General features: G+C 42.8%; 17 protein-coding genes. 7 read left to right on the forward strand and 10 right to left on the reverse strand.

Annotated features, from left to right (window positions below):
- Positions 1-4: 4 nt before the first annotated feature.
- Positions 5-3172, reverse strand: coding sequence for an ABC transporter substrate binding protein (locus OV592_RS20915; protein ID WP_406609890.1), 3168 nt, complete (start codon positions 3170-3172; stop codon positions 5-7).
- Positions 3173-3303: 131 nt separating this feature from the next.
- Between OV592_RS20915 and OV592_RS20920 the strand changes: the two genes are divergently transcribed.
- On the forward strand, positions 3304-5091 hold the full coding sequence (locus tag OV592_RS20920; protein ID WP_406609891.1) for a polysaccharide deacetylase family protein: 1788 nt from the start codon (positions 3304-3306) through the stop codon (positions 5089-5091).
- Positions 5092-5094: 3 nt separating this feature from the next.
- On the opposite strand, the gene OV592_RS20925 is transcribed toward OV592_RS20920, so the two are convergent.
- The 3 genes from OV592_RS20925 to OV592_RS20935 are packed head-to-tail and all read right to left on the reverse strand — an operon-like array spanning position 5095 to position 8030.
- The gene (locus OV592_RS20925; RefSeq protein WP_406609892.1) at positions 5095-6117 is read right to left on the reverse strand and encodes a glycosyltransferase family 9 protein; all 1023 of its coding nucleotides are present in this window, start codon (positions 6115-6117) and stop codon (positions 5095-5097) included.
- Positions 6118-6159: 42 nt separating this feature from the next.
- Positions 6160-6933 (reverse strand): glycosyltransferase family 25 protein, encoded by a 774-nt coding sequence (locus OV592_RS20930; RefSeq protein ID WP_406609893.1) that lies wholly within the window; start codon positions 6931-6933, stop codon positions 6160-6162.
- A gap of 14 nt (positions 6934-6947) precedes the next feature.
- Positions 6948-8030, reverse strand: coding sequence for a glycosyltransferase family 9 protein (locus OV592_RS20935; protein ID WP_406609894.1), 1083 nt, complete (start codon positions 8028-8030; stop codon positions 6948-6950).
- A gap of 125 nt (positions 8031-8155) precedes the next feature.
- Here OV592_RS20935 and OV592_RS20940 point away from each other — a divergent pair, with 125 nt between their 5' ends.
- Positions 8156-8584 carry an adenylyltransferase/cytidyltransferase family protein gene (locus OV592_RS20940; RefSeq protein WP_016400128.1) on the forward strand — a complete coding sequence of 143 codons (429 nt, stop codon included), beginning with the start codon at positions 8156-8158 and terminating at the stop codon, positions 8582-8584.
- Between the two features lie 15 nt (positions 8585-8599).
- Here OV592_RS20940 and OV592_RS20945 read toward each other — a convergent pair whose 3' ends face one another.
- The 6 genes from OV592_RS20945 to OV592_RS20970 form a co-directional block, all read right to left on the reverse strand.
- Entirely contained in the window at positions 8600-9775 is a 1176-nt protein-coding gene (locus OV592_RS20945; protein ID WP_406609896.1) for a CDP-glycerol glycerophosphotransferase family protein, read from the reverse strand.
- Between the two features lie 132 nt (positions 9776-9907).
- Positions 9908-10456: a hypothetical protein gene (locus OV592_RS20950; protein WP_406609897.1), complete on the reverse strand. Its 549-nt coding sequence runs from the start codon at positions 10454-10456 to the stop codon at positions 9908-9910.
- On the reverse strand, positions 10437-11855 hold the full coding sequence (locus OV592_RS20955) for a capsule assembly Wzi family protein (RefSeq protein WP_406609898.1): 1419 nt from the start codon (positions 11853-11855) through the stop codon (positions 10437-10439). The genes OV592_RS20950 and OV592_RS20955 overlap by 20 nt, the downstream gene beginning before the upstream one ends.
- Positions 11856-12043: 188 nt before the next feature.
- Positions 12044-13069 carry an L-threonine 3-dehydrogenase gene (gene tdh / locus OV592_RS20960; RefSeq protein WP_406611451.1) on the reverse strand — a complete coding sequence of 342 codons (1026 nt, stop codon included), beginning with the start codon at positions 13067-13069 and terminating at the stop codon, positions 12044-12046.
- A gap of 2 nt (positions 13070-13071) precedes the next feature.
- Positions 13072-14265 carry a glycine C-acetyltransferase gene (locus tag OV592_RS20965; RefSeq protein WP_406609899.1) on the reverse strand — a complete coding sequence of 398 codons (1194 nt, stop codon included), beginning with the start codon at positions 14263-14265 and terminating at the stop codon, positions 13072-13074.
- A gap of 82 nt (positions 14266-14347) precedes the next feature.
- The gene (locus OV592_RS20970; protein WP_406609900.1) at positions 14348-14992 is read right to left on the reverse strand and encodes a TetR/AcrR family transcriptional regulator; all 645 of its coding nucleotides are present in this window, start codon (positions 14990-14992) and stop codon (positions 14348-14350) included.
- 156 nt (positions 14993-15148) lie between these two features.
- Here OV592_RS20970 and rfaD point away from each other — a divergent pair, with 156 nt between their 5' ends.
- Genes rfaD through OV592_RS20995 form a run of 5 tightly spaced genes read left to right on the forward strand, consistent with a single transcriptional unit; the run spans position 15149 to position 19913 of the window.
- Positions 15149-16105: an ADP-glyceromanno-heptose 6-epimerase gene (gene rfaD, locus OV592_RS20975; protein ID WP_016400135.1), complete on the forward strand. Its 957-nt coding sequence runs from the start codon at positions 15149-15151 to the stop codon at positions 16103-16105.
- Positions 16106-16153: 48 nt separating this feature from the next.
- Entirely contained in the window at positions 16154-17185 is a 1032-nt protein-coding gene (gene waaF / locus OV592_RS20980; RefSeq protein WP_406609901.1) for a lipopolysaccharide heptosyltransferase II, read from the forward strand.
- Positions 17186-17221: 36 nt separating this feature from the next.
- Positions 17222-18154, forward strand: coding sequence for a glycosyltransferase family 2 protein (locus OV592_RS20985; protein WP_338622653.1), 933 nt, complete (start codon positions 17222-17224; stop codon positions 18152-18154).
- 2 nt (positions 18155-18156) lie between these two features.
- Positions 18157-18558: a GtrA family protein gene (locus tag OV592_RS20990; RefSeq protein ID WP_406609902.1), complete on the forward strand. Its 402-nt coding sequence runs from the start codon at positions 18157-18159 to the stop codon at positions 18556-18558.
- A gap of 20 nt (positions 18559-18578) precedes the next feature.
- Complete coding sequence (locus OV592_RS20995; RefSeq protein WP_406609903.1) at positions 18579-19913, forward strand: 3-deoxy-D-manno-octulosonic acid transferase; 1335 nt, start codon at positions 18579-18581, stop codon at positions 19911-19913.
- Positions 19914-19915 lie beyond the last annotated feature (2 nt).

Raw genomic sequence — 19915 nt, forward strand, 5'->3', positions numbered from 1 at the left:
ATGCTTAGTTCAGGACCAACATCTCAATAGGAACGGGCTTGCCAAAATGATAACCCTGCGCAAAATCGACTCCGATGTCGGCCAGCACCTTGTTGATAGCCTCATTCTCAACAAACTCTGCAATGGTCTTCTTACCCATCACATGAGACATCTGATTAATGCTTTTTACAATGGCTGCATCCATATGGTCGTTTTCTAAATCACGAATGAAAATACCATCGATTTTGAGGTAATCGATGGGCAAGTTTTTCAAGTAGCCGAAAGATGATAAACCAGAGCCAAAATCATCAAGCGCAATTTTACAGCCTAATTTACGCACCTTGTTAAAGAACTCGGTGGCAACGTCCAAATTAGCAATGGCCACTGTTTCAGTTGTCTCGAAGCAGAGCTTGTTCATTGGTAGCGCACTATCTTCCAGCGTTTGCAGCAGCCAAGCAACAAACTCTGCGCTGCCTAAAGACTGCCCAGAGAGGTTCATTGAGCACATATTAAGACGGGTTAAATGCCCTGGGTTTTCCGATAGCCACTGCAGTGTTTTTTGAATGACAACTCGGTCGATTTGATCTGCGAGGTTGTAGTTTTCTGCCGCGGGTAAAAACGCCCCAGGAGGCACCACTCGGCCTTCCTCGTCGATCATTCTTAATAGAACTTCGTAGTGGAGGTAATCACTCTCACTCGGTTTAACCGGCACAATAGCTTGCGCGTACAATAAGAATCTTTCTTCACGTAGCGCTTTTTGAATACGGGTTACCCATTCCATCTGTCCTTGGCGCTCAAGCAACATCTGGTCGTCCATTTGATACAGATAAACACGGCTACGGCCTAAAGATTTTGCAGTGAAACATGCGTTATCAGCTTGGGCCAATACCTCTTGAGAAGAACCCTGCTGCTGCTGGAATAGGGTTACGCCGATACTGCAACCAAAGCTGAACATCCGCTCATCACGAACGTAGTGAGTATCGTTTAGTCGGTCAATCACCAAGTTAGCGAAATCTAAGCTGCCTTGTTGCGAGCTATCTTCAAGTAAAATGGCAAACTCATCACTGCCCAAACGAGCCACCACGGCAGACTCTGGGATCATCTGTTCCAATACTCCGGCGACTTGCTTCAAGGCCTGATCACCCGAACCATGACCAAAGGTATCGTTAATCACTTTAAACTGGGCTAAATCGATAAAGAGCAAGGCGTGTTGCTGCTCACCAGATAATGAAGAATTAAGTAACAACTCTAAACGTCGCTCGAAGAATCCTCGATTATAGATGCCGGTGAGCAGGTCAAAATTGGCATGAAAATCAAGCTCTTCTGCCAAGCTACGGGTAGCAGTAATGTCTTCACACACCAACATGAATAAATCTTCTTCTGCCATTCGCACAAAAGATTCTTTAAACCAAAGCTGCTTATTATCACCATTGTTATAGGCGATCTGTCGGGTAACTTTATTACTGCCAATCCCTTCAAGATATTCTAACAAGGATACTTGCTGAGACTGCTCGGCATACAAACTACGAAGCTGAGATAACTCCAATTGTTTTTTAGACATGCCAAGATGTTTAGCAGCCACTTGATTACAGCAAACAATTACCCCCAAGCGGTTCACCAACATTAACAACGCCGGGCTTTGCTCAAACAACAAACGATAGTGTTGCTCACTTTGTTTAAGCTGACGATGCTCTAACTGAATTAACTCTAAATCTCGCAACTCGAGCAATACTTGTTCAACAATACCGTTGGTGGCGCTTTGTGGAGTTAGCGCAAAATCATAAAGTACATTGCGGCTCTCAAGGTTTAGCTCCGCTTGAAATCTGACTTTTTCACCGGCTAAACTTTTAGCAATGGCATCTCGCAGCTGCTGTTTTAAAGGCACTTGATGTTGCCACACATGGCTATCAAGCAAGGAATTACCCACGATGTAATTTGCTCGCTCGCCGAGTAACTCCATCAAAGCTTGGTTTAACAACTGTACGTGACCATTTTCGTCTAACAGAGCGCTGGCTTGCTCGGTAAAAGTAAATACTGACTGAAGATTTTGCTCATGCTCCGCCAACTCTCGTTGAGTGCGGGTTAACGCTCGCCAAACTCCGTAAATAGCCAAACTAGCAAGTAGCAAAGTAATGCCTACTAACAAAGCGCCTTGATAACGCTGTGGCAAGGTTTTATAAGCTTGCTGATTAAGAAAATGACTATTCTCGGCCAAGTTACCGCGCGATACTTTCCAGCGGACTAGTTGCTTATTATCAAACAAATAGGTTTGAGGTCCACGGGCACTAATGGCAATGTCGCGTACATCAGTGCCTTGCAGCACTTGTAACACGGTGTCACCAAGAGCCTGACCCAATGGTTGCGGCAAACTAACAAAACCACCCACCGCACCATTACCTATCGCATGCTGCCATAGGCTATAAATAGGTGCTCTAGACACCATAGATAAAGACTGAACAGCTTGCTCTGTAAGCTGGGTATTACCAATTTGCGATTGCTGTAGAGCCCCCAACAATACTGCTTGCTTGGCACTTAACAGCGAGGTTTTTGCTTTTACTTCTTCATAGTCTTGGTCTTGCCAAAGGGTATAAGGAATAGCAAATTGCTCAGCCAGCTGTACAAACTCTTTGGTGATTTCACTGCTAGCTTCGCTATCGTCTACTAGTAAGTAAATTGCTTCTAAATCTGGGATTAGTTGACGGATCAGCAACAGATTTTCACGCATTGGCAGCTGTTCGTGAATCCCCGTTATACGCCGCTCCCTAGGTCCCATATAAGCCGAAAGGTCGGCTCCAGCAGCCACAATTGGCGCTTGAAGTATCGCTTCATCTTGCAGAGCTAAAGCAGTGTGTAGGGCTTGCTCGCCCACAGTCACCACTAAATCAAATTGGTAGTAAAGAATGATTTCATTAAGCAAATCGAATTGGGCTAAACGATAACTAGGGTCTTGCGAAGGGCTTGGCTCTATTCGGTGATTAAATAACCACACTGAACGATTACCCAATTGTTGACGCAAACCTCTGTCAAAGCTGGCATCCCACTGTAAACCTGCAGGATAAGAGTTAAGCATTAACACCCGAGCGGTGCGCGCTTCTGCCTTTAACGACAATAGCGCTAAACTAAACAACACCAGCAACAAAATTGGCTTAATCACCTGATTCAGTGAATAGACTCTTATTAATGAATTACTCACAAAAATAAACGGCCACCCTTCACATTTATCACCAATTATTAAGCCTTTATCGACCTTGACACTATCACTAGGCGTAGCCAAGTCACTTCTGTAGAATATGTTACCAAATTGCAGCAAGGTCTATCATATTTATGAATATTTTGATGGCTCTATCACAACTCGAAGTGACCGGAGCCGAAGTCTACGCTACCCAAGTTGGCGATCGACTCACTCAACGGGGTCATCAAGTATTTTACGTATCAGATACCTTAAGTTGTCCGCATAAAGGCCAGCACTTTAGCTTGCGCTTTAACAAACGTAGTCTTCCTCGCAGAGTATGGCACGTATTGTATCTTATCTATCTAATTCTTCGATATAAAATTCAACTGGTACATGCACATAGCCGTGCTTCTGGGTGGTCTTCTTATATCGCCTGTAAGCTAACAAATACGCCAATGGTTACCAGTGTGCATGGTCGCCAACCAGTGCACCGTTCACGTAAAAAGTTTCACGCCCTGGGTTATCATGCTGTCGCAGTATGTGAAAACATCGCTCAGCAAATTATTCGTGACTTAGGTGTGCCTAGCGAACAAGTAAGTGTGGTTCGCAATGGCGTTGATAGCCAACAATTTTCTCCGCTCTCAGCTGCCAATAACGATAAACCCATTATTCAAATCATCGGGCGATTAACCGGTCCCAAAGGCGAGCTTGTTTATCAATTGCTTAAACAATGCATTGATTTAGACGCCAACCAAGTACAAGTGATTAGCGGTAGTAAAGTGGAGCCACGCTTTGCAGAGTTTGAAGATAAGGTAGAATTTTGCGGATACAGCGACAACATACGCTCGACAATTAGCCAAGCAGATCTAGTTATTGGTGCAGGGCGGGTAGCTATGGAAGCCTTGTTGTGCCAAAAGCCGGTGTTTGCGGTGGGCGAGGCAAAATCTGTTGGATTAATCAACTTGGATAACCTACCTACAGCACTTGAGAGTAACTTTGGCGATATTGCTTTAGAAGGTAAAACGGAACTTGATATAGATTATGAATCAGTCGCAAACCAGCTTAAGCGAGCGATAGTTAGTGCCAGCGTTAGCGACGAATTAGTCACAAATATTAAAGCTGAATACGATTTAGATGAAGTATGTAAGAAGCTATTAAACGTTTACCAAAGTGCCTATGTTTACACCAAAAAGCGTGAAATACCTATCATCATGTATCACCGGGTAATAAATGATGACAGCCAACACGGGGTGTATGGCACTTACGTTGCTGAAGAGCGCTTAGAAGAGCATTTTCAAACCATTAAAGCTATGGGATTGACTCCAATTACTTTCAAAGAGTTAGCTAAAATAGGATTGGAACATCGCTTCGATCACGGAAAACGCTATATCATTCTCACCTTTGATGATGGCTACCAAGACAATTATGACCTGCTATTACCCTTACTCAAAAAATACCAATTTAAAGCAGTAATTTATGCGGTTAGTGGCACCGACCATAACCAATGGGACGCAAGCCACCCCACAAAACCAGATCAACGCTTTGAGTTGATGAGCCCAGAAACTATGCGCGACATAGACCGAAGTGGATTTGTAGAGATTGGTGGGCACACCCTGAATCACCCCAAACTCGCGGAACTGAGCGAGCCTGAGCAACAGCACCAAATAGAGCAAAACAAAAAAGACTTAGAGAGCTTGCTAGGACGTGAGCTCACTACCTTTGCTTACCCCTATGGCAATCATAGCCAGCAGACAAAGCAATTAGCTAAACAAGCTGGCTATGCTTATACAGTAGCCACGGATTCCGGTCCAATAGGCCTGCACCAAGATTTACAGCAAATTCGCCGAATTGTAATGTTCCCCAGCACCACTAAGTTTGGCTTATGGCGCAAAATAAGAGGAAACTATACCTACCGAAAAGCCATAAATAAGAACAACTGAAACTTACTTAGCTAGCTCTTGTAGATGGTCTATCAAACCATCTACTATCAACTCAGCCGAAGGGTGTTCTCCATCAAGCTGATAAACGACTTGATGTAAGCCGTTTATCTGTGGCCAATAGCGATGGACAGGCGTACACATAAAAATACCCAAAGTGGGTGTGTGCGTAGTAATGGCTAAGTTTCTAACTCCGGTATCTGGTGAAACAAGCACATCAAGGTTCACTAGCTCTTTACGCAGCGACTCTAATGAGCCAGCTTCCACTACTCGCAGGTTTTTAATACCTTCTGAGCTCAAAAAGTCCGCTTTCTCTTCTTTACCGACACCCTCATAAAAAATGATCTCGGCATCTGGGTAACGCTGATTAACCAGTTTAATTGACGAGAGACAGGTTGCACGGTCAAACTGTTTTTTTACGGTAGACGCACCCACAAACCAACCTATCTTGGCCTGCTTGGCGCCCAACCTAGGCACTTCGTTAACCTCCAAAGCAAAATTAGGAGTAACTAAGGGTTTATGACCAAAGACTCTGAGCTGGTCAATACAACAATTTAACTCTGTACTAAGGTCACTGCGGAGAACACAAAAGTCATGAAACACCCGTTGCTCAATAACACTATAAGGAAAGCCTACTTTGAACCGACATTGCGCAAACATTAGAAATGCTCGAGAGCGGGCGGTACACGAAAGATCAAAAACAAAATCGAATTGACCTAAACCTTGAATATCTTTCCGCGTTTTTAATAGGCTCAGTTTCTTTTCTCTTGCCGTTTCTACAACATGGATCTCATCAACAAGATCATCGGGCATGCCAATTTTGTAGTGAGATAACACCGACAACACAATCTTCGCGTTTGGAAAAAGGCGCTTCGCTTCAACAATAAAAGCCCTTACCAGAATTAAATCGCCTAAAGCGGCATAGCGAATGATAGCGATACGTTCTACTTTATTAAAATCTACTCGCGCTATTTGTTGTTTGGCACTAGCTTTCGCATAACCACCACGCTCAATCCAATATTTCTTCAAAAATACTCCGCTACTTAGCTAATAAACTAAGACTTAAATTCTCTATTTAAACAAACCTGTTTTATACTTAAACCAATAGCAATAGTTAATCCAATTGCAGGCATATTTGTCTCTATATCTATAATATTCTCGACGAATACGTTTGATAGTGCTCAGCTTTTTTTTCTTCGTATTCTCATCTATTGTTTGTTTGATATCTGAATCTTCACCACGCTGAAACACATAGCGTGGTTCAACTCCAAATTGTAAGACCTCACTCAGCTGCTCTTTATCCATATAATCATCCACTGGATGTATCCAAGAGCTGGCATTTTTTACGAAACGTTTAGCGGCGGAGGGAGTAAGCGCATACGCATGAGCGCAATCAGTTTGTCGCATATATTTTACTATCTGCAGAGGTCCAAGCGGCTCTTCCTCTACAAATTCACCAACAGGCCACAAAGACCGCAATCGACCACGGCCCAATTTAATGTATTCATAGCGTGGTAAAACCTCATCTAGCAGGGTAAACACCTCGTAAAAATTATCGGGAATAAGTACATCATCTTCGAAAACAAATATGGGCTCATCAAGCTCGATACACTTTTGCCACATCAAATAATGACTAGCAAAGCAACCTAACTCACCAGCATTAAGGCCAGCACCGCCCTGCCACTTAGCTCTTGCTTCATCATATTTTTGAAATAGCGAGTGCTCTCCTTTAACGCCATCGACCGCATCAAAGAACTCAAAATCCAATTCCGTCTTAGCCATCTCCCTAGTGATTAGATCTCTACGTCCTGTAGAACGGGATAAACTAATTACAAATATTTTCATCTACAAACCTTGAGTTAATTATGCAAAAGCTTAGCTGCTGCATCCAGCAGCTCATCGAGGTCAAACTCCTCGATACTCACTTCCTCAGAACGAGTTTTCGCTGCTCGAGTAAATATAGCCTTTGTAGGCTGATAATTAGGTGACCACATAGCAAAGTTTGCTGGGTCTTGACGGTAAATAGCTACCATCGGGGTTTTAAAACAATGTGCGAGGTGCACAGTCGCTGTATCTACACTAATAAACAACTTACTATGTTTGATGAGTGCAGCATTCTGTTCGATTGACTCTGTTCCGTCTAAACAAAATACCCCATCAATGGAAGCAGAGATGCTACTAACTAGTTTTTGAGTAACAGGGGAAGCCAAAGCCACAATAGGATAAGAGAAGCGAACCTTAAGCGCTAACAGAACTTCCCTCAACCTTGCTTCCGAAAATGAACGCTTAGAAGTGTTACCAAATGCATTGATCGCTATATAACGACCTTGTTTGTCACCCAAAAACGAAAGTACTTGCTCGTCGATTACGTCGGGTAGATTAAAATGATAGCTAAAGTCATTCACGGCAAAGCCTAAGCTCTTTGCGGCTTCAACAAAATATTGCTGGCTATGCTGACCAGCTACCTTGCTTGCTATATTACAATTTATTAGTGCAACGTTATCCGCTACACCAACATTCGCTTTTGCATTTAAGCAACGTAACATCAAGAAATCTCGGGGTTTAAATACCTCTGCTAAAAAAACAACCGCATCATAGTCTGGCAATTCAGAGAGCAAGCTCCGGACCTGCCACAACTTAGCACGTTTGGGATAACAGTGAACCTTATCGATATGTGGGTCTGCGTCGAACAAATGCCGAGAGTTTGGTGTGCAAAGCACGCCGATGCTTAAATGTTGATTGTTGCTCTTTAACTCTCGATATAGAAAAGATGACACAACGCTATCACCGATCTTGCCATCACCTCGCACTACCAAAATGCTTTGAATGGAACGAGCTGCTTCTAATTTCGCTATTGGTTTATCAAATAACCATTTTCCAATGACAAAGCTGAGTCGCTCTCTCCATTTGAGTAAACGGCCAAACGTATTATCCTTAAGCAAGTAGTTAACCTTCTCTAATAGCGCAAACTTTAATTAATCGTTGTATTATATCGCACAAGAACTCCTTAAGCCTCAGAATGAGCACTAAAAACTTAAACAGTTTCTTTTAATAAGCAGAGTGAAGCATGAAAAAGATTGGTTACACCACAGGTGTGTTCGATATGTTCCATATTGGTCACCTCAATGTATTACAACGCGCTAAGCTAGAATGTGACTATCTTATCGTTGGTGTAACTACTGACGAACTGTCGATACAAGCAAAAGGTAAGAAACCCATTATTCCGTTTCAAGAGCGACTAAAAATCGTTGAGTCGATTAAGTTTGTTGATGAAGTTGCCCCACAAGTAAACTACGACAAAATGGAAGCGTGGAACAACTTAAAGTTCGATAGAATGTTTGTTGGTGATGATTGGAAAGGCACCGAGAAGTGGACAAAACTCGAAACCTCTTTCAAAGAAATAGGCGTGGAAATTGTTTACTTTTCTTATACAGAGCACACATCAAGCTCAATCTTAAGAAAAGTATTAGAAAACATGTATAAAGAGCAAAGCTAAGATTAACCAGCGAGACTAGTCGCGCTGGTTAATCGCATTAAACACACGTTCACAGTTTTTTTGGTCCTGAAAACTAAAGTATTCTTTTATTTTTAACAGGTGATCATCTTGAGGAACAAACTGGTTAGCAAACACCATTCTAATTTTCTCTTCTAACTCTGCTGGCGTATCTGCCACATAACCTGGAAGGTCACGTCGTATATCGATAAACGCTTTGTTTTTCCTAGCCCCAATAAACTTCTCATAATCAAACTGATAAGAAATAAATGGCTTATTCATATAAACAAAGTCAAAAAACACGCTTGAATAGTCAGTTATCAACAACTTACCCATCCTTAACAGCTCAGTCACAGAATACTGACCTTGCCTAAGAATATGAATCCGAGCAGAAGAGAATTGGTCTAAATACTTGGAACTTTGCTGAATGTTTTGATGAAGATAGATGGCAATATGGGCATCATTGTCTTCTAGGTACTGCTTAAAACTGTCACTTTGTAATAAAGCTTTGGTTTGCTTAAACAGTTGTGTTTCTTGAAAAGCATCGCCTAAATTCTGTTCATCATCCCTGAATGTTGGCATATAAACGATCAAATTAGGCCATTTAGCCTCTGCGCTCAAATCAGTCATGCCATCAAAGCGAGGATAGCCAGCGATTACCACCTCGCTATCTTCATACCCGTATTCCTCAGTAAAAATAGCTTTATGCTTCGGTGATAAAGCCATAATTTGAGAGTTAAGCGGAAATACGCTCTTGTGATAAAACTGCTTGCCATTTTTTAGAAACCCAACCCCATGATTGAGCATCACTCGCTTAGCTTTTAAGGTTTTTCGAGTCAGCTTTTTCAAGATACCTAACTCATCAGGAATCATCCAAAGGCCATGAGTCGAGATAATAGCCTCGGCGTGATACATATAGAAATATTGCTTCCACGAGTCGAGTGCGAGCCACTCTTCATTCGATTGAAACTTGTTAATAGAAGGCGAATCATCTCGAATCACATAATAGGCTTCGATAGATGGCGCATTGCTTTTTATCCAACGAAATAACTCGTAACCATTTTCTTGAGCCTGAGTTTCTGTTTCACATAACAACCAAATTTTCTTGTTGAAAAATGGTTTGCTAAAAAAGTACGCAATTCTCGCAGTTTCAGCTAACAAGGTAGCCGTTGAAACTTTAGCTAAATTAGCCACACATTATCCTATAGAGTAACAATCGAGCGGTTCAAGTGAGGAAGTTTAGTTGCCCACCACATGAAAACTATAACAAACTAAAGACTAAACACTGACCTGAAGCTCGGCGTTTAGCCGTTCTAACATAGTAAACTAAAAATTGTACGACAAACGCAGCTGCAACAAGTCATAGTCTCGAATATTGAACTCACCTTCTGGGTAACCTAAGTTGTTGTCGGTATCATTTGAAGTCTCGCGATATTCAGCGCTGAGTGACCATGTGTCAGATAAGTCGTAGCGAATATACCCACCTAATAACATGCCATAAGCTTTATTAAATCGGTTACTGTATGAACCACCCGCAAAAGCACCTATGTGGAATTGCTCATAAAATCGGTAGCGCGCATCAACGGCTTTAATATACCAATAAGAGTTCTGTGCTTCGAAGTCAGTAAGATCGCCGACAAAACCACCACCAAAACCTAACTCAAATTTGTCTGAAAGAATACCGTGATACTCAACAGCTATGTCACCCGCAGCAAAGTTCTCGTAACCTCGGTGATCGCCAATTTTATGCACCCCTAAGCCAACATGAACGCTCGGAACAAATTGGGTATCTTTTATCGACAAGGGCTTGGCATTAACAGTGAATGTGGTGCTTAAGAGTACTGCAAGTACTATTTTATAAGTGATATTGTGCATACAATCGTCCATAAGAGTCTTTAGAAGTATCACGTCCAGCTAAAAACCCAGCTGTTACATTTTGACCAAATAGCTTAAACCCATACATCATGTCTAACTCGTAACCAAGGCTATAGTCTGAATAGTGTTCTTCATTCTTGATAAAGCGAAGAGTAGAAAACAGCTGCTCTTGGTTACTTAATGTATATTGATACTGAAAAGAAAAAGCATGTGCACCCGGAGCTTCATTTATATCTTTTCGGTTACCGCCCCCCCAATGCCCCATCACATTTCCATTATTGGTAAAGCCATTTCGATACATCCAATGGTTATACCACTGAGATTGCCAGCTATTCCATTCTAGACGTAAAGATGACTGCTCGGTGAGCAAAGGTAAGTAAACCCCTGCGCCAAAAGTAATATTACCTAAACGATTATCTCGCCCAATAGCAATATCTTCGCCGCCATACTCGAAATAGATGCTCATTGGTTGGCCAACATCGACATTAAAACGACTGTGAATAGCCATCTGTTGGTTACCCCAAGCGTCTTCCCCGGCTTCATTATGCTGTACACAAGTCGGGCAAAAAAGCGCTTCTACTATATCGCCAAAAGACCGGTTCACACCATCACCGCCATACTGAAAATTACGGCTAAAACCAATCTGCCACCAATCTACAGGCATCGCAGTAATTTGATAACTAATCAACTCAGGACGGTCTTTACGGCACTCCCCTTTTACGTTGATACAATCGACTTCTTCTAACTTGCTGTAGAAGATTTCATATTGAAAACGCCAAGATGTTAGCGGTTTAGAGTTACTAAGAGTGATAGAAGGAGATACTTGTGCATGTGTACTCATCAACATCGATGAGTCGTTAAAAGGGGAATACCAATGCTCACGCATCCCTACATCTAGTTGCATCCAATCGAAACCTAAAGCAACAAATGTTTCAGTGGGGTTGAACTGATTAGCTTGGGTGTAATGAGCGCCTAAGGACAATGCGGCCCAATCAGTTGCTCTCCAGTGCCCTCTCAAGCTACCTTGAATACTGTCCTCAACTTTTTGCCCTCGTGCATTGGCGATACTTTGTTCACCATTTCCCGCTGATAACTCTAAATTTGCATCGGTTAAAGCAAGCTGTTGCTCATAACGCTTTAAATAGCTATCAATGCGCTTATACAGTGCAGGATAAACCTCAGTAATCATCTCCGCATAATGCCTAACTTGAGTAACTGGGTAAGGGCGCTTCATGCCTGGGGCTGATGTGATAGTGATTAGTTTTTCTATATCAGATTCTATAATCCGATTTTGATTTAGCGGTAGGTACAGGGATACTTGCGCTACCCCGCCAAAACTAATTAAAGCAAGGCATCCCGCCAGAATATAGCGCCTTAAGTGACTACTTTTTGAAAACAAAGGGAAATTCCTTTTTACAACCTATATGTGGAGTGCGCTTCAAAACAACAACTGCAACACCGTATACTTACCTAAGCTAATGCCTGAACCACCTTAGCAAAGAGTACAACAAACTGTCGATATGATATTTGTCACTTACCTTTAAGGAACAGTCAAGTTAGTTGTCACTTTTGTAAACATTCAAGCATTTAGCCCCAGTCCAAAATAACCTTACCACTTTGTCCTGAACGCATCGCATCAAAACCTTGCTGAAAATCGTCAACACTATAATGATGGGTAATTATTGGGCTTAAATCGAGGCCAGATTGTACCAAAGATGCCATTTTATACCATGTTTCAAACATTTCTCGGCCATAGATTCCTTTAATCACCAAGCCTTTAAAAATTACTTGGCTCCAATCAATGCCCATATCGCTAGGGGGAATACCCAACATTGCCACTTTGCCACCATGATTCATCAGCTCTAACATAGAGCTAAAAGCGCTTGGCACACCGGACATTTCTAGGCCTACATCAAAGCCTTCGGTCATGTTGAGTTCGTTCATGGTATCTTTCAACGAATGCTTGGCAACATTAACTACCCGAGTTGCTCCCATTTTTTGGGCTAGGTCCAAGCGGTAGTCATTTACATCAGTTACCACCACATGGCGCGCACCAACGTGCTTACAAATAGCCGCAGCCATTACACCAATAGGGCCGGCACCGGTAATCAATACATCTTCACCCACTAAATCAAACGACAAGGCACTGTGAACTGCGTTACCAAAAGGGTCGAAGATGGCGGCTAAATCGTCACTAATCTCGTCGGGTAATTTAAAAGCGTTAACCGCAGGAATAACCAAGTATTCAGAAAAACAGCCAGTACGATTTACGCCAACTCCAACAGTATTGCGGCACAAATGAGTACGGCCACCGCGACAGTTTCGGCAATGGCCACAGGTGATGTGTCCTTCGCCAGAGACTCTATCACCCACCGAAAAGCCACGCACTTCTTGGCCAATATCTACAACTTCTCCCGCATATTCATGGCCTATCACCATTGGCACTGGAATAGTCTTTTGTGACCACTCATCCCAGTTATAAATATGCACATCGGTACCGCAAATAGCGGTTTTGTTTATCTTGATGAGTAGGTCGTTGTGACCGAGCTCAGGCATCTCAACCTGGGTCATCCAAATTCCAGGCTCTGTTTTTAACTTTGCTAAGGCTTTAATGCTCATTCAATCACCCCCAACTCTTTACCTACTTCTGTAAAGGCTGAAACGGCATTTTCTAGCTGCTCGCGTGTATGCGCTGCTGAAATTTGCGTACGGATCCTTGCTTGGCCTTTAGGTACTACAGGGAAGGAAAAGCCAATCACGTAAATGCCGCGTTCAAGTAATTTGTCGGCAAAGGTGCTTGCCAGTTTAGCGTCACCTAACATCACAGGAATGATGGCATGATCGGCGCCCGCTAAGGTAAAGCCCGCTTGGCTCATCTCAGTTCTGAAGTACTCGACGTTATCCCACAGTTGTTTACGCAGAGCATCTCCTTCAGCGAGTAATTCCAATACTTTAAGAGATGCACTAACAATGGCCGGCGCCAGCGAGTTAGAGAAGAGGTAAGGACGCGAACGTTGACGCAACCAATCAATCACCTCTTTTTTGGCTGAAGTAAAACCACCAGAAGCACCGCCCATGGCTTTACCTAAGGTGCCGGTAATAATGTCTACTCGCTCCATCACTTGATGATACTCGTGAGTGCCACGGCCATGTTCACCTACAAAGCCAACGGCGTGAGAATCATCAACCATCACCATGGCATCATACTTATCAGCTAAATCACAAATTCCTGGCAAGTTGGCTATCACGCCGTCCATCGAGAACACGCCATCGGTGGCAATCAGCTTAAAACGCACTCCCGCTTCATCGGCGGCTTTTAAGCATTGCTCCAGCTCAGCTAAGTCGTTATTGGCATAACGAAAACGCTTTGCTTTGCACAAACGAACACCATCAATAATCGAAGCATGGTTTAGTGCATCAGAGATAATCGCATCCTCTGGACCCAATAAGGTTTCAAAAAGCCCAGCGTTGGCATCAAAGCAGGAAGAATACAAAATCGTATCTTCCATACCCAGAAACTCACTCAAGCCTTGCTCTAAGCGTTTGTGAATATCTTGAGTACCACAAATAAAACGCACCGAAGCAGCACCAAAACCGTGGCTATCTAAACCCGATTTGGCTGCCTCAATAAGAGCTGGGGAATTGGCTAAGCCCAAGTAATTGTTAGCACAAAAGTTAACAACTTGGCCTTGTTCAACAGCGATAGCGGCTTGCTGCTGCGAGTTGATTACTCGCTCATGCTTATATAAACCGTCATCTTTTACTTGTTGTAAGAGCTGAGAAATGTGTGCTGAGAAAGCGGCTGTCATGGCAAACCCTATTTAAATCCAGAATAATAGCTGAATTATAGTGTTTTATTTGGCAAATACAGCCTTAAATCTAAATTAAAAACTATTCACTGCGTTCAGCACAATTTACGTAATGTTGATGCAAATCTTGATAGATGTTTTGAGACTCCTCAGTAAAGTATGGGCGCAAGGTAAACAAGATTTTAAGCACCCCTTGATACAACCGAGGTTTGGTGATCTCGCCACCTTTTAACTGAGCACTTTGGTAGCCAATCCAAGCACCAATAATAAACTTAACGCTGTCGGCTAACTCAGCCATTGTTGCATCGTCACCACTTAGAAAGCGACTCTCGCGTAACTGAAAGAGAATATCTCGGCTCCAATTAGCCAGTTCTAGCTGCAAGGCTTGGTATTTCTGTTCTAGTTCAGCATCTCGCGCCAACAGTTCTAACAAGTTGGCGTACATAAAACGAAAACGCCACATTAGCTCAAAGCTGGCATCCAAGTACTGCGTTAAGTGTTCTAGGCTTAACCGTTGATCAGCATGAGGACGAAAACTGCTTTCTAACTGAGCCACGTATAAATCAAAAATGCTGCGGATAATTTCTTGTTTGTTGCTGAAATGGTAGTAAAGATTCCCGGGGCTAATGCCCAGCTCGGCGGCGATATGATTGGTCGTGATTTGTCTTTCGCCGCGCTCGTTGAAGAGTTTGAGAGAAGTATGAATTATTTTGTCTTTAGTTTTCATTTGGCTAAAAAGTTTTCAATGATATTACGTTGATACCTGCAAACGCTGCCAAAATCCAGTTTTTATTAACTAGATTCAACTGGAGGCACAATTGCTATTCACCTCGCCACAGCATAAAATCCTTAGATTAACGGCAATTTTTGGAATGGCAGTATTATGATTATCGTAACAGGTGGCGCAGGCTTTATTGGCGCAAACATTGTAAAAAGTCTCAACGAACAAGGCCATAATGACATCATTGTGGTTGATGACCTAAAAGACGGCACCAAATTCGTCAATTTGGTTGATCTAGAAATCGCTGACTACCTCGATAAAGACGACTTCATAGCTCGTATTGTTTCTGGCGAAGATATCGGCGCTGAATACGGCCAAAAAATTGAAGCCATTTTCCATGAAGGCGCTTGCTCAGCCACCACTGAGTGGGACGGCAAGTACATGATGGAAAACAACTACGAGTACTCGAAAGAGCTATTGCATTACTGCTTAGATCGTCGCATTCCGTTCTTATATGCCTCATCTGCCGCCACTTATGGTGACACAGAAATTTTCAAAGAAGAGAAGCAATACGAAGGCCCACTTAATGTATACGGTTATTCAAAGCTGCAGTTTGATAATTACGTGCGCCGTTTGTTACCTGAAATTGACTCTCAAGTTGTGGGCTTTCGCTACTTCAACGTATATGGTCCTCGCGAGCAACACAAAGGCAGCATGGCCAGTGTGGCTTTCCACCTAAATAACCAAGTAAATGATGGGCAAAACCCTAAATTATTTGAAGGTTATGACGGCTATGGTAACGGCGGACAAAGCCGCGATTTTGTATACGTGGGCGACGTGGTAAAAGTAAATCTATGGTTCTGGAAAAACCCAGACCAAAGCGGTATTTTCAACCTAGGTACAGGCCAAGCAGAACCTTTCCGTGCGGTGGCTGAAGCGGTGATCAACTATCACCAAAAAGGTGAAATTGAGTACATTCCATTCCCAGATCACCTAAAAGGTCGCTATCAAAGCTTTACCCAAGCAAATATCGACAAGCTACGTGCAGCCGGTTACGCAGAACCATTTAAAGATGTTGCTCAAGGGGTCGCTGAATACATGGCCTGGCTAAACAAGTAACAAAAAATACTCAAGGGGCGACAAGCCCCTTTTTAACGTAGGTTATGAATGAAGATTCTGGTGGTAGGCCCATCTTGGGTAGGCGACATGGTGATGTCGCAAAGCTTGTACAAAACCCTTAAACAACTGCACCCAAAGGCGCAATTGGATGTATTAGCGCCAGACTGGTGCCGCCCCATGCTAGAGCGGATGCCCGAAGTAGATAATGCACTGCGCATGCCCCTAGGCCACGGTGATTTGCAGCTTACAACACGTTGGAAGTTAGCCCGTGAGCTCAAACAAAACGGCTACGATTGGGCTATTACCCAACCCAACTCCTTAAAGTCAGCATTAATCCCTTGGTTTGCCGGCATTAAACAACGTACTGGTTGGAAGGGGGAGAGCCGCTACGGCCTGCTGAACGATTTGCGCAGCAACAAACACGACTTCCCATTAATGGTGGAGCGTTATGTTTCCTTGGCTCACCCTAAAGCGTCGATGCAATCAGCAGCTGATCTGCCCACTTATCTGCACCCTCAGCTACAAGCCAACCAAGCGAATCAACAAGAGGCTTTGGCTCAGCTGGCGTTAGACACACAGCATCCTATATTAGCCTTATGCCCTGGCGCAGAATTTGGCCCAGCAAAGCGCTGGCCAGAGCAACACTACGCACAAGTGGCAGCCCACTGGATTAATGAACGCAAAGGTCAAGTATGGATTTTTGGCTCAGATAAAGATCAAGCTGTGGGAGCGCAAATCATTAGCCACGCTCCACAAGAATTGCAAATGAGCTGCCACAACCTTGCAGGAAAAACTAAGTTAGCTGAAGCCATCGACTTAATGGCGCTAGCTACTTTGGCGGTAAGTAATGACTCAGGTTTAATGCACATCGCGGCAGCGCTAGAGTTACCGTTGATCGCCATTTATGGTTCGTCTTCACCAAAATACACACCACCACTAACCGAAAATGCCGCTATCTTGCATACTGATATCGATTGTCGCCCGTGTTTTAAAAAGACTTGTCAGTTCGGCCACTTAAAATGCTTAACTGAACTAGCACCAGAGCGCGCAATTTCGTCTATTGCTGATTTATTGACTTAACTACACTTACTTTATTTAACGTTATCGAGACTCCCTATGAGCACAAAGCCTCCGGTTATATCAATAGTTTGCCCTTGCTTTAACGAGCAAGATACAGTGGGTTTATTCATCGATACCATGCTGCCAGAACTTGAAAAAACCGAGCTTAGTTTCGAAATTATTTTTATAAACGACGGCAGTCGCGATAACACCTTAGCCGCACTCAAAGATTTGCAAAAACAACACGCTGGAATAAGAGTCATTAATCTTGCGCGCAACTTTGGTAAGGAAGCAGCACTTACCGCAGGGATAGATTTATCTAAAGGCCAAGTGATTGTTCCCATTGATGTTGATCTACAAGATCCACCCGAGCTTATTCATGACTTCATTCGGGAGTGGAACAATGGTTACGATGTTGTTGTAGCTAAACGTGTTGATAGAACCAGTGACAGTTTCGCCAAAAAGCTCAGTGCTGAATTGTTCTACAAATTTCACAATAAAATATCTCATGTGAAAATTCCGGAAAATGTCGGTGATTACCGGCTAATGACTCGCAGAGTTGTGTCTGCCATTCAACAAATGCCCGAAAACCAACGTTTTATGAAGGGTATGTTTTCATGGGTTGGTTTTAAAACGAAAACTGTAGAATATAAGCGAGACCCTCGAGTCGCAGGTGAAACCAGTTTTAATGGCTGGAAGCTGTGGAACTTCGCCCTAGAAGGCATTACCAGCTTTAGCACTGCTCCGTTGCGAATCTGGTTGTACATTGGCTTAGCTATTTCTACCTTAGCGTTTATTTATGGCAGCGCTATTGTCATTAAGACACTACTATTTGGTATCGATGCCCCTGGTTACGCATCGTTAATAACAATAATGCTATTTTTAGGTGGGGTACAACTAATCGGTTTAGGTGTCTTAGGCGAGTATATTGGCCGTTTATTTATGGAGTCAAAACGCCGACCTATCTACATTGTCGAAGAAGACAACTAAACATGGCTCACTTAATAGCTAAGTTATTTAGTCTTCGCGTCGCGCGATATGGTTTTACTGGGGTTATTGCTACAACGATTCACTTTGTTTTGGCTTTGGCGGTTTTACAGTACTGGCCGCAAGCTTTTGCTTTGGCTAACTTTGTTGGTTTTAGCTTAGCATTTGTTTTCTCCTACCTATTACAAACTTGTTGGGTATTTCAAAACCAGCCTTCATTAAACAATGCCTTGCGCTTTTTTGTGGTGCAGACTTCAGCCTTGTGCTTATCTATCTTATTATCATCTTTACTTAACGATTTTTCGAATATCATTAAAGTTGCGGTAGTGATTGTTTTACTACCTCTTGTTACCTTTGTTATCCATCGCTGCTGGACATACTCCCAAGCAGAAACCCATAAACCTTAACTAACCTACAGAGCTCAATTGTGTCTTTAAACCAACAAATTGAAAAACATTTCACACTAATTTACTGGTCTATCTTTGTTAGCTCTGTTGCTTTATTACTCGTATACGCTAGCAACCAAATCCTCACCGGTGATCAAACTCAAATGCTATTAAAAGGCTACTTGGGCGCCTATCACGGAACGTGGTTAAGCTACGGTAATGCAGCCAGTGTAGTGGGTAATGTACCTGGTTCATTGTCCACTTTATTGGTTGGTTTACCTTTACTCGTTTGGGACTCTCCTTGGTCACCAATGTTGTTGTTACCCTTTATACGTTTAATGTCATTCTTTCTTTTCGATCACGTTATTAAGCAATGCTTTAGCCCTGTAGTGAGAATTGGCTTCGCCGTACTATACCTGCTAAGCCCTTGGTTTCTATTCGACAGCATCATTTACAACCCCGCTTATTTATGTTTTTTTGCTGCCCTGCATTGCTGGACAGCATTCAATATGAGAGAAAAAAGCAGTTTTATTTCTAGCTTTTTGCATGTTGTAGCTATTGGCTTAGCCATGCAAATTCATTACTCATGGCCAATTTTAGCCGTGATGTCAGCCTACCTATATTATCGGGGTATCATTAAAGTAAGTTGGTGGGGTTTAATTGCCGGTGGCTTAGCCGTATTGGCCAGTTTGGTCCCCTATTTCATGGAAGTATTGCAGAACTCCTCAATTCAAGGCCAAGATAGCGAACGATATATTGGCTGGGGTGCAGTAAATGTTTACCCAGTACTCAAAGCTGCCTTGTATTGGCTACGCTATAGCTCTTTCTTGTTTACCAATCGCATTATTGTTGATGCTAATTTTCATTGGCTCACCGATATAGAGTGGCTAAGAATGGTTGTTGATTATATATGGCAAGCAATACTCTTTACGGTAGGCGGTATTACCGTTGTATGTGCTTGGGTAATTAACAAAAAAGCTTGGAAGGTTGTCAAACCGCATTGGCGAAGCAGACAAGCATTAAATTTAGCCTCGTCTGAATGGCTAATGCATTACGCGTTTTCTGCGTTCTTAGGCATTATTATCTCGGCAATGCTATCGCCGATTATTTTCTCTTATTGGCACCTAATCATTGCCTTTGCTTTCGCCTTGCTTCCGGTGCTTTACTACGCCGAATACTGGCAAAATAAAAAACCAGAAAAATTAGCAAAGCTAACAACCATAGTTGCAGCTTATTTCCTTGTAGTAAACCTCGTCGCTAGCCACGACAGCAATAAGTACTCTTATCTAATTAGCTACCAAGAGCAGGTTGATGCCTACCTAGAAAAACAAGGTTTGAGCATAGAAGACCTAATAGAAGAAAATAAAAGTAACTAAAT

Source organism: Agarivorans sp. JK6 (assembly GCF_045277145.1).
GTDB lineage: Bacteria > Pseudomonadota > Gammaproteobacteria > Enterobacterales > Celerinatantimonadaceae > Agarivorans > Agarivorans albus.

What these genes read in the sequence shown, in the direction of transcription:
- OV592_RS20950 (WP_406609897.1), bottom strand. Translation starts at nt 10,456, where the DNA reads ATGCACAATATCACTTATAAAATAGTACTTGCAGTACTCTTAAGCACC.
- waaF (WP_406609901.1), top strand. Translation starts at nt 16,154, where the DNA reads ATGAAGATTCTGGTGGTAGGCCCATCTTGGGTAGGCGACATGGTGATG.
- OV592_RS20930 (WP_406609893.1), bottom strand. Translation starts at nt 6,933, where the DNA reads ATGAAAATATTTGTAATTAGTTTATCCCGTTCTACAGGACGTAGAGAT.
- rfaD (WP_016400135.1), top strand. Translation starts at nt 15,149, where the DNA reads ATGATTATCGTAACAGGTGGCGCAGGCTTTATTGGCGCAAACATTGTA.
- OV592_RS20990 (WP_406609902.1), top strand. Translation starts at nt 18,157, where the DNA reads ATGGCTCACTTAATAGCTAAGTTATTTAGTCTTCGCGTCGCGCGATAT.
- OV592_RS20970 (WP_406609900.1), bottom strand. Translation starts at nt 14,992, where the DNA reads ATGAAAACTAAAGACAAAATAATTCATACTTCTCTCAAACTCTTCAAC.
- OV592_RS20920 (WP_406609891.1), top strand. Translation starts at nt 3,304, where the DNA reads ATGAATATTTTGATGGCTCTATCACAACTCGAAGTGACCGGAGCCGAA.
- OV592_RS20985 (WP_338622653.1), top strand. Translation starts at nt 17,222, where the DNA reads ATGAGCACAAAGCCTCCGGTTATATCAATAGTTTGCCCTTGCTTTAAC.
- OV592_RS20940 (WP_016400128.1), top strand. Translation starts at nt 8,156, where the DNA reads ATGAAAAAGATTGGTTACACCACAGGTGTGTTCGATATGTTCCATATT.
- OV592_RS20965 (WP_406609899.1), bottom strand. Translation starts at nt 14,265, where the DNA reads ATGACAGCCGCTTTCTCAGCACACATTTCTCAGCTCTTACAACAAGTA.